The organism is Desulfovibrio sp. ZJ369, from assembly GCF_011039085.1.
Taxonomy (GTDB): Bacteria; Desulfobacterota; Desulfovibrionia; order Desulfovibrionales; family Desulfovibrionaceae; genus Desulfovibrio.
This window is the reverse complement of the sequence record NZ_JAAKEI010000006.1, coordinates 58,155-71,326: the sequence shown is the minus strand read 5'-3', so window position 1 is coordinate 71,326 and position 13,172 is coordinate 58,155. Positions and strand designations below refer to the sequence as shown.

Sequence of the window (13,172 nt, the reverse complement as noted above, 5' to 3'; positions counted from 1 at the left end):
AGCTTTTACAAAGCAAGGTAGACATATATGAGCCTGGACGATCTTTTCACCGCTCGCGGCACGTCGGCCAATGTGACCAACATCCGCAATCTGAAAGCCATCCAGATTTCCATCGCCTCGCCGGAGGCCATTCGCGAATGGTCGTACGGCGAAGTGAAAAAACCGGAAACCATCAACTACCGCACCTTCAAGCCGGAACGGGACGGCCTGTTCTGCGCCAAGATCTTCGGCCCGGTCAAGGACTACGAATGCAACTGCGGCAAGTACAAGCGCATGAAGCACCGCGGCATTGTCTGCGAAAAGTGCGGCGTGGAAGTCATAGCCTCCAAAGTGCGGCGCGAGCGCATGGGGCACATTGAGCTGGCCGCGCCCGTGGCCCATATCTGGTTTCTGAAGACCCTGCCTTCCAAGATCGGCACGCTGTTGGATATGACCATGGCTGATCTGGAAAAGGTGCTCTACTTCGACTCCTATATTGTTCTGGATCCGGGCCAGACCAACTTGCAGAAGCGCCAGGTCATTTCCGAGGATCAGTATCTGCAGATTCTGGACCATTACGGCAGCGACGATGTGCTCACTGTGGGCATGGGCGCCGAAGCCGTGCGCAGCCTGCTGGAAGAGCTGGATCTGGAAAAGCTGCGCGTGGAGCTGCGCGAGGAAAGCGAGGGCACCAAGAGCCAGACCAAGAAGAAAAAGCTGACCAAGCGCCTGAAAATCGTGGAAGCTTTTCTGGAGTCCCAGAACAAGCCCGAATGGATGATTATGGAAGTGATTCCGGTCATCCCGCCGGAGCTGCGTCCTCTGGTCCCCCTGGACGGCGGCCGTTTCGCCACCTCGGATCTCAACGACCTCTACCGCCGGGTGATCAACCGCAACAACCGCCTCAAGCGGCTCATGGAGCTGGGCGCGCCGGAAATCATCATCCGCAATGAAAAGCGCATGCTTCAGGAAGCCGTGGACGCGCTCTTTGATAACGGCCGCCGCGGCCGGGCCATTGCCGGAACCAACGGCCGCCCGTTGAAATCCCTCTCCGACATGATCAAGGGCAAGCAGGGCCGCTTCCGCCAGAATCTGCTGGGCAAACGCGTGGACTACTCGGGCCGTTCGGTGATCACCGTGGGCCCGTACCTGAAGCTGCATCAGTGCGGCCTGCCCAAAAAGATGGCTCTGGAGCTCTTCAAGCCCTTCATTTACTCGGAGCTGGAAAAACGCGGCCATGCCTCCACCATCAAGAGCGCCAAAAAGATGGTGGAGCGCGAGGAACTGGTGGTCTGGGACATCCTTTCGGAAGTGGTGCGCGAATACCCCATTCTGCTCAACCGCGCGCCGACCCTGCACCGTCTGGGCATCCAGGCCTTTGAGCCTCTGCTGGTGGAAGGCAAGGCCATCCGCCTGCATCCGCTGGTCTGCTCGGCCTACAACGCGGACTTTGACGGCGACCAGATGGCCGTGCACATTCCGCTTTCCGTGGAAGCCCAGATCGAATGCCGCGTGCTGATGATGAGCACCAACAACATTCTTTCCCCGGCCAACGGCGGCCCGGTCATCGTGCCTTCGCAGGACATTGTGCTGGGCCTCTACTACATGACCGTGGAGCGCAGCTTTGAAAAGGGCGAGGGCATGACCTTCTGCGCGCCCTGGGAAGTGGAGGCGGCCTATGACGCGGATCAGGTCTCCCTGCATGCCCGGATCAAGGTGCGTATGCACGAGGGCGGGGAGCCCGTCCAGACCACGCCCGGCCGCGTGCTGGTCAGCGACATTCTGCCCCCGGAACTTTCCTTTGAACTGGTCAACTGCGTCCTGACCAAGAAAAATATCGCCCGGCTGGTGGGCGCGGCCTACCGCCAGTGCGGCATCAAGGCCACGGTCATTCTCTGCGACAAGCTCAAGGACATGGGCTACGAATTCGCCACCCGCGCGGGCGTGACCATCGGCGTCAAGGATCTCACCATCCCCGCCGCCAAAAAAAGCATCCTGGAAGCCTCGCAGGCTGAAGTGGACGACATTGAGCACCAGTACCGGGACGGCATCATCACCCGTACCGAGAAATACAACAAGGTGGTGGATGTCTGGACCAAGGCCACGCAGGACGTTTCCACGGAAATGACCAAAGAGATCTCCTATGACGTGCTCACGGATCCGAAGACCGGCAAGCAGGAGAAAAACCAGAGCTTCAACCCGATCTTCATGATGTCCAACTCCGGCGCGCGCGGCAATCAGGATCAGATGCGCCAGCTTGCGGGCATGCGCGGTCTGATGGCCAAACCATCGGGCGAAATCATTGAAACGCCGATCACCTCTTCCTTCCGGGAAGGGCTTTCGGTGTTGCAGTACTTCACCTCCACGCACGGCGCGCGCAAGGGCCTTGCGGATACGGCCCTGAAAACGGCCAACTCCGGCTACCTGACCCGCCGCCTGGTGGACGTGGTCCAGGACGTGATTGTTTCCGAGCACGACTGCGGCACGGTGGACGGCATTGAGCTGAGCCACCTCAAGGAAGGCGGGGATATCAAGACGCCGCTGGCCGAGCGGATCGTCGGGCGCGTGCTGCTCTACCCTGTGTATGACCCGGACGAGCCGGAAAAAATCCTGCTCCCTGAGAATACCATGATCACGGAAACTGAAGCCAGGCTGATCAGCGACAAGGGCATTGCCTCAGTGACCGTGCGCTCGCCCCTGACCTGCCAATCGGAGCGCGGCATCTGCGCGCTCTGCTATGGCCGGGATCTGGCGCGCGGCCATCTGGTGAACACCGGCGAGACCGTGGGCATCATCGCTGCCCAGTCCATCGGCGAGCCGGGCACGCAGTTGACCATGCGCACCTTCCACATCGGCGGCACGGCCTCCAGCACCATTGAAAAGAACAAGTTCGAGGCCCAGAACGCGGGCCGGGTGATTCTGAACCGCGTGCGGGCCGTGACCAACCGCGACGGCGCGGAACTGGTGCTCGGCAAGAGCGGCCAGCTGACCATCGTGGATGCGCAGGGCCGCGAACGGGAGAAATACATCCTGCCCAACGGCGCGCGCCTGCTGGTCCATGACGGCCAGGAAGTCGCCAAGGGCGTGGTGCTGGCCGAATGGGATCCCTTCAACGAGCCCTTTGTGGCGGAAGAAGAGGGCGTGATCCGTTTCACCGACATCATTGACGGCAAGACCGTGCAGGAAAAGGTGGACGACGTCACCCGCCAGGCTTCGCTGACCATCATGGAGTACCGCACCACCAACTTCCGGCCCTCGATTTCCGTCTGCGACGAAAACGGCAATGTCAAGAAGCGCGTTCACGGCACGGCCGCGGCTGTTTACAGCCTGCCCGTGGGTTCGATCATCATGGTCAAGGACGGCGAGAGCATCCAGGCAGGCGATATTATCGCCCGCAAGCCCCGCGAAACTTCCAAGACCAAGGATATCGTGGGCGGCCTGCCGCGCGTGGCCGAGCTTTTTGAAGTGCGCAAGCCCAAGGATATGGCTGTGGTTTCCGAAATCGCGGGCACTGTCACCTATGCGGGCGAGTCCAAGGGCAAGCGCAAGCTGGTGGTCACGCCGGAAATCGGCGAGGCCAAGGAATACCTCGTGCCCAAGGGCAAACACATCACCGCCGCGGACGGCGACTTTGTGGAGGCAGGCGATCCCCTCACCGAAGGCTATCCCGAACTGCATGACATCCTGCGCACCAGGGGCGAGAAATACCTGGCCCGCTATCTGGTGGATGAAATACAGGAAGTGTACCGCTTCCAGGGCGTGGGCATTGACGACAAGCACATCGAAGTGATCGTGCGCCAGATGCTCAAGAAAGTGACGATTCTCGACTCCGGGGGCACCAGCTTTTTGGAGGGCGAACAGGTGGACAAAAGCGAGTTCAAGGCCGAAAACCAGAAGGCCATTGCCGACGGCCGCGCGCCGGCTACGGCCGAGCCGCTGGTGCTGGGCATCACCCAGGCTTCGCTGACCACCTCCTCCTTCATCTCCGCGGCTTCCTTCCAGGAAACCACCAAGGTGCTTACTGAAGCTTCGCTCAAGGGCAAGATGGATTATTTGCGCGGCCTCAAGGAAAACGTCATTGTCGGTCGCCTGATTCCGGCGGGTACAGGCTACCGCGAATATGTACACGGCGACATCGAAGTGCCGGATCAGAAAGAGCGGCCCGACAAGTTCCTGGAGGATCTGGAAGAAAATCCCGTGCTGGTGGATCTCAACCAGTAGCGCGACGCTCTCACCCGCAACAAGCCCCGGACGGCTGCCGTCCGGGGCTTGTTGCGGGTGATTCCTTCCGTTGGATCGGATTCTGAGAAACTTTCAGTGAGAGCGTTTCGCTACTTCCATGAGCAAAACGCTCTCTTCTGCCCCCCCCTCCCCTGACAGAAAAATTTTTTTTCGCTCCAGCCCCAAAAAAAATTTACGGAATCTTTTTCTCCGATAATCCAGTGGATTTATTTAAATAAAATTATTTCAGTCACGATTGCCGCACTTCCTTACAATCACAGCAAGATCTTTGCATTTTTGTGAATTTTCGTTATCAAAGGTGACTTGGCACACACCTTGACTTTCCCGCTTTTGTAACCAATTCCTGATAGCACGGGTACAAAGCGGCGGGTGCGTGCGCCATTGGGGAGAGGTTGAAAGGCAAGCAGGCGTATGCCGGGCTTGTTGCGGCGGCGACGGCTTGGGGCCGGCGCTCCGGCAAACCCATGATGCAGCGGCATCTTGACTTACGGGAGAAAACGCATGACCATTTTGTTTTACATCTTGGGCTACTTGGCGGTAGTCGGCTTCATTTGCCTGGCCTACACAAAAATCAAATCCTATCTGGCGGCCAGTCCTCTGCATGCGCGCTGGGAGCTGTACCCCGTGCCTCATGAGGGCAGCGAGAAAACCTCGTACGGCGGCAGCTTCATGGAAGAAAAAGACTGGTGGACAAAGCCCCGCCATGTCTCGCACTGGGGCGACCTCAAGGCCCTGCTCATCGAAGTGCTCGCGCTGCACGCCACCCTTGAGCACAATCCCAGGCTCTGGATCCGCACCTATCCTTTCCATGTGGGCATGTACCTGCTCATGGGCGGCACGATCATCGTACTTCTCTCGGCCATTGCCCAGCTCTGCGGCCTCGATCCTCACGGCGGCTTCATGATCTTTGTGGGCAACGTGATTAACGCCGTGAGCCTGGTCGGCACGCTCTGCTTCATCGGCGGCGGCACCGCGCTGGTCTTGCGCCGCATGAACGACGAGGGCCTGAGAAAATACACCACGCCCGAACATTACTTCAACCTGCTGGTCTTTGTGCTCTTCGGCATTCTGGGCCTGGCGGCCTGGGCCGTGAACCCCTCGTATTTCGAGCTGGCGCGCACCTTTATCTGCAACCTGATTACCTTCAACTTCGCGCCCCAGACCAGCACGCTCTTCGCGTTGCAGCTGCTGGTGGGCTTTTTCCTGCTGGTCTGGATCCCCATGACCCACATGGGGCATCTTTTCATGAAGTATTTCACCTATCATGACATTCGCTGGGGCGACGAACCCACCAACTACAGCGACAAGAACAAGCAGAAAATCGCCGATGCGCTCAAATATAACGTGACCTGGTCCGCCGACCACATCGCCGGCGACGGCAAGCCCAAGACCTGGGTGGATGTGGCCACCACCAATCCCGCAGCACCCAAGAAAGAAGACTAGGGAGTCCCAACCATGAAAGACAATCTGCACTTGACCGATGTTTCCACTGCCGAGGGGCAGATGGTCAGCATTGATCTCAATGACCTGCCCAAGCTCTCCCTGGACGTGCGCCCCATGCCCTGGAGGCCCTTCACGGACGAGCAGAAGGAAAATACGGCCTGCATCCTGGACGACGTCTGCGTGCTGAACATTCCCAAGCCCAAGACGCCGCAGGAAGAGGAAGAGCTGGTCAACAAGTTCCTCACCGGCATGCGCAAGCTCTTTTCCAAGGAAAACAACTGGACTTTCCTGCCCATGCTGGAGACCAGCATGGATTATTGCGCGCAGTGCAACTCCTGTTCCGAGGCCTGCCATCTCTATGAAATGTCGGGCGGGCACGAAATGTACAGGCCCAATTTCCGCTCGGAAATCTTCCGGCGCATCTACAAGCAGTATGTGAAAAAAGAGCCCCTTGCCAAATGGCGCTACGGCGACATGGGCCTGAACTGGAAAACAGTGGCCCGTCTGGGCGAACTGGCCTACCGCTGCAATCTCTGCCGCCGTTGCGCCCAGACCTGCCCCATCGGCGTGGACAACGGTCTGATCGCCCGTGAAATCCGCAAGCTGTTCAGCCAGGAATTGGGCATCTATCCCCGCGAACTGCACGAAAAGGGCACCATCAATCAGATGAAGGTCGGTTCCTCCACCGGCATGACCCCGGAAGTGGTCAAGGAAAATGTGGAGTTCATCGACGAGGACTATACGGAGATCACCGGCGTGGGCATCCATACGCCCTTTGACGTGCAGGGCGCGGATATCATGCTGCTGCACAATGCCGGCGAAATCATGGCCTGGCCCGAAAATATCGCCGCTTTCTCGCTGATTTTCCAGGAGGCCGGTCTCTCCTGGACGCTCTCCAGCAAGGCCGTGGCCTATGACGGCGTGAACTACGGCGTGTTCTACGACGACGCCCAGACAGCGCGCATCGCCTTGCAGCACATGATGGCCGCCAAGGAGCTGGGCGTCAAAAAGATCGTCATCGGCGAGTGCGGGCATGCCCACAAGGCCCTGACTGTCATCGCGGATCGCGTGATCCCCTTTGAGTACCAGGTGCCGCGCGAGTCCTGCTATGTGACGCTGCGCGACATCGTGATGTCCGGCAGGCTCAAGCTGGATCCCTCGCGCAATGACTTTCCCGTGACCCTGCACGACCCGTGCAACGCTGTGCGCCTGATGGGCATTGTGAAGCCGCAGCGCGAGATCCTGCACAAGATCGCGCCCAAGTTCCGCGAAATGCCCTGCCACGGCGTGGACAACTACTGCTGCGGCGGCGGATCGGGCTTCGCGATCATGACCCGCAACAACATTGATGAATGGCGCGGCAACATTTCGGGCCGCAAAAAGATGTGGCAGATCGGCGAGGCCTTCAAGGACTGCCTTGGCCCTGAGACCAAAAAATACATCTGCGCCCCCTGCTCCAACTGCAAGGGCCAGATCCGCGAGATGCTGGAGCACAACGACCTGTATTCCAAAAACAGCTTCGCGTACGGCGGCCTGGTGGAATTGATCGTCAACGCCATGGCCAACGTCAATCCCGGCTTTATCAAGTGGGAAGGCGACGAAGAATAAGCGCGATACAAGCACTACCTGCAAAAGGGGGGGCAATATGCCCCCCTTTTTTTTATGCCCTGCGCTCTCCGTTTTTTTCTGTCAGCAATGTCGCCGCGCCGGCCGGCTGGAGAGTATTTTACAGGCAAAATACTCTACGCGTTATATAAATTTTTTTATATGTATTAAACTATCGACAAGAACGCGCCTCCAGTCGTATACTGCGCAACAACGCCTGACAACAGAGTATCTGACGTTGTGAAGGGCAAGAACATTTTTCCAGGTACGCAGTTTATGCAAGCACTTCCCTGAGTACGATAAAATGTCCGGATTCAAACTCTACAAACTTCGTTCAGTGCGCATAAATTCGGCCAGTATGCAGAGGGCATCCGCCTTGTGGCCGTATCTATGGCTTCTGTTTCTTCACTACATCTGCTTGTGCGCTGTTTTTTATGACGACCTGACTCCGGGGAAAGACCTTGAAAAACGCAGGAAGATCTCTTGCAGTTTCGGAACATCGGCCGCTGCACAGGGTACGGCCGATACTTCCTCTCATTTGTTACGAAAATGGAGAACGTATGCGTCACATATATCTTTTTCTCGCTTTCTTGCTTCTGGCTCTGCCGGCACAGGCGGCAGAGCCGCCCATGCAAGCTCACGACATGCACGACAGCGACCCCGCCTATTCCGGGCAGGCTTTTCTTTCCGGCATGATCGCGCACCACGAAGGGGCTGTGGCCATGTCCGAAGCACTGCTGCGCACGCCCGAAAACCGGCAGGATCCGCAGGTGGCGGCTTGGGCCAGAGAAATCATCAAAGCCCAGAAGAGCGAAATAGAAGAAATGAAAGGCTGGCTCAAAGACGTGGGCGGCCTTGATCAAAAGGCCTATGATCAGATGCATCGGGAAATGCAGGCCATGATGCACAGGTACACTGCCCAGGATCCCAACGTGCAGTTTGTGCAACAGATGCTGCCGCATCACGGCATGGCCGTGATTATGACCGTGCCGGTGCTGGTTCACTTCCAGCATGAGGCTCTGCTCAAGCTCGCACAGGAGATCAGTGTGTCCCAGGCCAGAGAAATGCACGCCTTCAGGACGTGGCTCAACGCCCGCGGCGATCATACTGGAGCATTTTTTGATTGAACATATCCATTTTCAATCAAAAAATGCTCTAGAGCTGTTACTCATTGAGGTAAGATATGTCACATCTGGAAACAACCGCTGAAGTTTTGCGCAGCCGCGGCTTCAGCCGCCGTGATTTTCTGAAGTTCTGCGCGCTTACGGCCGTCTCCCTGGGGCTTGGGCCGGGCGCGGAAACAGCCATCGCTCAGGCTCTTTCCACCAGGCCGCGCCTGCCGGTGATCTGGCTGAGCGGCCTGACCTGCTCCTGCTGCACGGAGTCCTTTCTGCGCACGGCTCATCCGCTGGCCACGGACATCATCCTTTCGATGATCGCCCTGGACTGCGTGGATCTGATCATGGCCGCGGCCGGAGAGCAGGCCGAGGACGCCTTCAATGAGGCCGTGAGCCGTTACAAGGGCCGGTATATTCTCGCCCTGGAAGGCAACGCGCCCCTGGGCGCGGGCGGTATGTACTGTATTGACGGCGGCAAGCCCTTTTTGGAGAAATTGACCCGCGGCGTGGAGCATGCCCGCGCTCTGGTGGCCTGGGGCAACTGCGCCTCGTGGGGCTGCGTGCAGGCGGCCCATCCCAATCCCACGGACGCCACGCCCCTGCACAAGCTCTTTCCCAACAAGCCCCAGCTCAAGGCGCCCGGCTGCCCGCCCATTCCGGAGGTGATGAGCGCCATCGTCGCCTATATCGTGACGTTCGATCGCCTGCCGGAGCTGGACGCCCAAGGCCGGCCTCTGGCCTTTTACGGCAAGCGCGTGCACGACCAGTGTTACCGCCGCGCCCACTTTGACGCCGGCGAGTATGTGGAATCCTGGGACGACGAAGGCGCGCGCCAGGGGCTGTGTCTCTACAAAATGGGCTGCAAGGGCCCCACCACCTACAACGCCTGCCCGGCCACGCGCTGGAACGACGGCGTTTCCTTTCCCATTGCGTCCGGGCACGGCTGTATCGGCTGCGCGGAACAACATTTCTGGGATCAGGGCTCCTTTTATGATCGCATCACCACCATCCCGCATTTCGGCGCCAATGCCACGGCCGAAACCGTGGGCGTGGCCGCAGTGGCGGCCGTGGCCGCTGGCGTGGCCGCGCACGGCGTGGCCAGCATGATCCGCCACGCCCGTTGTCCTGAAGCAAAGGCGACGCCTCCGGGCAACGGCGACGTTCACGATCCCTGCGAGCATGGCATCCCGGTCGTCAAAAGGGAGACGGCCGCCCCCGGCGCCCCTTCCCCCCTTGCCGAGGGCTCCTCCACAACCCGTAACGATTCCAAGCGCTGAGGAATGCATCCATGCCCTACGAATACAGCACTCAAGGCTATACCGTCATTGACGCGGGCCGCCGCGTTGTGGTGGACCCGATTACGCGCATCGAGGGACATTTGCGCTGCGAGGTGAACCTCAACGAGGAGAATGTAATCACCAACGCCCTGTCCAGCGGCACGCTCTTTCGCGGCATTGAGATCATTCTCAAAGGCCGCGATCCGCGCGACGCCTGGGCATTTACCGAGCGCATCTGCGGCGTGTGCACCGGCACGCACGCCCTGGCCTCGGTCTATGCCGTGGAAGACGCCCTGGGCATCAAAGTGCCGGACAATGCCAACATCATCCGCAATCTGATGCAATTGTGCCTGATGTATCACGATCATCTGGTGCATTTTTATCATCTGAGCGGCCTGGACTGGATCGACGTGATCTCGGCCGCCAGGGGCGATCCGGCCCAGGCTTCGGCCCTGGCCCGCAAAATCTCGCCCTGGCCCAATTCCTCTCCGGGCTATTTCAAGGAGGTGCAAAACCGCCTGCTGCGGGTCATTGAATCCGGCCAGCTCGGCATTTTCGCCAACGGCTACTGGGGGCATCCGGCCTACAAACTGCCGCCGGAAGCCAATCTCATGTTCCTGGCGCATTATCTGGAAGCCTTGGATTTTCAGAAGGACGTGGTAAAGATCCACACTGTTTTCGGCGGCAAAAACCCCCACCCCAACTGGCTGGTGGGCGGCGTGCCCTGTTCGCTGACCCTGGACGGACAGGGCGGGGCCGACGTGATCAATATGGAGCGTCTGGAGCTGGTCTCCCAGCTTATTGATCGCTGCCGCGTTTTCTCGCGCCAGGTGGTCATTCCCGACGTCATGGCCCTGGCCGGCTTTTATCCCGATTGGCTGGGCGTCGGCGGCGGCCTTTCCAAACTCTCGGTGCTGGCCTACGGCGGCATCCCGGACATTGCCAACGACTTTTCGGACAAAAGCCTGCTGATGCCGCGCGGCGCAATCATCAACGGCAATTTTGACGAGGTTCTGCCCGTCAATCTGCGTGATCCCGACGAAATCCAGGAAAGCGTCACGCACGCCTGGTATGTATACCCTGAAGGCAAAGTGGGTCTGCACCCCTTCGAGGGCATCACGGATCCGCGGTATGCGCCGGGGCCCAACATCAAGGGCACGCCCACCAATATCCAGCAACTGGACGCCCGGGACCGCTATTCCTGGATTAAAACGCCGCTCTGGCACGGCAGTCAGATGGAAGTGGGCCCGCTGGCGCGCACCCTGGTGGGCTACGCCAGGGGCAATGACGAGATCAGAGGCGCTGTGGATGAATTCTGCGGCCGGCTCAACGTGCCGCTCAGCGCTCTCCAGTCCACCCTCGGACGCATTGCGGCCCGCTGCCTGGAAACGACCTGGGCTGCCGACCGGCTCCGCTATTTTTACGACCGGCTGCTGGTCAATCTCAAAAACGGCAACCGGGCTACGGCCTTTACCCGAAAATGGGAACCGGACACCTGGCCCGAAAAAGAAGTGCGCGGCGTGGGCTTCACCGAGGCCCCGCGCGGCGCGTTGGGCCACTGGGTGGTGATCAGGAACAGAAAGATCGAGCGTTACCAATGCGTGGTGCCCACCACCTGGAATGCCGCGCCGCGCGGCCCCAACGGCCAGTTGGGCGCGTATGAGGCCGCTCTGATGGGCACGCAGATGGCCATCCCCGATCAACCTCTGGAAATTCTGCGCACCATTCACAGTTTTGACCCCTGCCTGGCCTGCGCCACGCATATCATCGGGCCCGACGGTTCGGACCTGCTGACCGTGCGCGTGGATCGCGGCTTTTGAAACCTTGCCGCCGCGCCGGCGCGGCGTGGAGTTGAGGCGCAAACAGACGGCGTGCCGCCTGTCCCGCGCTGTGGAGAAATATCATGACCGAATATTGCGACAACGTGCTCATGCCTGTGGGCAAATCAGTGTATGTCTACCAATTGCCCATCCGCCTTTGGCACTGGAGCATGGCAATCTGCGTCAGCGTGCTGATCGTCACAGGCTATATCATCGGCAAACCCTGGCTTTCCGTCACCGGACAGCCCTGTGACACCTTTTACATGGGGTACACCCGCATGGCTCATTTCATCGCGGGCTTCATCCTGATCATCGCCACGGTACTGCGTTATCTGTACGCGCTGATCGGCAACAGATATTCGCGGGAGCTGATCATCCTGCCGGTCTGGAGAAAATCCTGGTGGGAGGGCCTGTGGAGCGAGATCCGCTGGTATCTCTTTCTGGACAGGGAGCCGCGCGCGTATGTGGGGCATAACCCCCTGGCGCAAGCCGGGATGGCCGTGGGCATGATCTTCATGCTGCTCATCATGCTCAGCGGCCTGGGCATGTACGCTCAGGCTTCCGCGTCGCCATTCTTCAAACCCTTTCTCCTTGTGCTTGATTTCATGTACTGGATCGGAGGCAACGATCAGGAGCTGCGCAGCCTGCACAGGCTGGGCATGCTGCTTTTGATCACCTTTGTGATCGTGCATATCTACATGGTGATCCGGGAAGAGATCATGGGCAAGACCACCCTGGCCTCCACCATGTTCAGCGGGTACAGAGAGCGGCGCAAAGACTAAGGTCAGCCTTGCGGCCCGGCCGCTCTCAGGCTTTGCCGCGCGGCCCGGCCGCGTGACCCTCAAAGGAAGAGACATGGAACGCGTGATCGTCCTGGGACTCGGCAACATTCTTTACGGGGATGAGGGCTTTGGCGTGCGCCTGGCGCAAAGGCTGTACGCGGGGTGGAACTTTTCTCCCGGCGTCCGCGTGGTGGACGGCGGCACTCAGGGGCAGACCCTGCTGGCCTTCGTGGAGGAGGCCGACAGGCTGCTGGTGCTGGATGCCGTGGACTTCGGCCTTGCGCCCGGCGAGCTGGTGCTGCGGGAGGGGGTGCCTGCCCATATCACCGCGCGCAAGCTGGGCCCGCACCAGAACAGCTTTTCTGAAGTCATGGGCTATGCCGCGCTGCGCGGCACGCAGCCGCGGTGCTGCGCCCTTTTGGGCGTGCAGCCCGCTGCCATGACCCTGGGCGCGCCTTTTTCGCCCCAGGTGGCCCGATGCTTTGAAGCGGCCGCGCATGCGGCTCTGGACCTTTTGCGGCGCTGGGGAGTGAAAGCCGACGCGCGCGCCAAAATCAGGCATCTTTCGGCTCCGGCCCTGAACGGGCTTTAGAGCATTTTTTGATTGAAGTTGCCCAACTTGTTTCAGAAAGTCCAAATATGTCTGTTTAGCATGTAATTTCAATGTGTTAACCAGGCATCTTTGCCTTATCCCATCCACAAAAATCCACCTGCATCCACAAAAACTGTTGGTAGACACGTTGGTAGTCTTTTGGCAGGTCTGGGCTGTCAATGACGGCGTTTCCCAAGGTCGGGCAGTGCTGCCCCCGACCTTGGGAAACTGAGCGGGGTTCCCCTCTCAGCTAGCGGCATATTTTTTGTACTACCTTGTATAAAAAGGTTTTTTCAGAAATATGTTGGTAGCAG

8 protein-coding genes are annotated in these 13,172 nt (G+C 59.3%); all 8 read left to right on the top strand.

The window, feature by feature from the left end:
• Positions 1-27 precede the first annotated feature (27 nt).
• The 8 genes from rpoC to G7Y51_RS03355 all read left to right on the top strand — a co-directional run bounded on the left by rpoC (position 28) and on the right by G7Y51_RS03355 (position 12,858).
• Entirely contained in the window at positions 28-4,200 is a 4,173-nt protein-coding gene (gene rpoC, locus G7Y51_RS03390) for a DNA-directed RNA polymerase subunit beta' (protein WP_165174984.1), read from the top strand.
• Between the two features lie 522 nt (positions 4,201-4,722).
• Entirely contained in the window at positions 4,723-5,664 is a 942-nt protein-coding gene (locus G7Y51_RS03385; RefSeq protein ID WP_165174983.1) for a respiratory nitrate reductase subunit gamma, read from the top strand.
• 12 nt (positions 5,665-5,676) lie between these two features.
• Positions 5,677-7,272, top strand: a complete 1,596-nt coding sequence (locus G7Y51_RS03380; RefSeq protein ID WP_165174982.1) for a (Fe-S)-binding protein — start codon at positions 5,677-5,679, stop codon at positions 7,270-7,272.
• A gap of 557 nt (positions 7,273-7,829) precedes the next feature.
• Positions 7,830-8,396 carry a DUF305 domain-containing protein gene (locus G7Y51_RS03375; protein WP_165174981.1) on the top strand — a complete coding sequence of 189 codons (567 nt, stop codon included), beginning with the start codon at positions 7,830-7,832 and terminating at the stop codon, positions 8,394-8,396.
• 56 nt (positions 8,397-8,452) lie between these two features.
• Entirely contained in the window at positions 8,453-9,664 is a 1,212-nt protein-coding gene (locus G7Y51_RS03370) for a hydrogenase small subunit (RefSeq protein ID WP_165174980.1), read from the top strand.
• Positions 9,665-9,675: 11 nt separating this feature from the next.
• Complete coding sequence (locus tag G7Y51_RS03365; RefSeq protein ID WP_165174979.1) at positions 9,676-11,484, top strand: nickel-dependent hydrogenase large subunit; 1,809 nt, start codon at positions 9,676-9,678, stop codon at positions 11,482-11,484.
• Between the two features lie 83 nt (positions 11,485-11,567).
• Positions 11,568-12,266 carry a Ni/Fe-hydrogenase, b-type cytochrome subunit gene (gene cybH / locus G7Y51_RS03360; RefSeq protein WP_165174978.1) on the top strand — a complete coding sequence of 233 codons (699 nt, stop codon included), beginning with the start codon at positions 11,568-11,570 and terminating at the stop codon, positions 12,264-12,266.
• A gap of 73 nt (positions 12,267-12,339) precedes the next feature.
• Positions 12,340-12,858, top strand: coding sequence for a HyaD/HybD family hydrogenase maturation endopeptidase (locus G7Y51_RS03355; protein WP_165174977.1), 519 nt, complete (start codon positions 12,340-12,342; stop codon positions 12,856-12,858).
• The last annotated feature ends 314 nt before the right edge of the window (positions 12,859-13,172 follow it).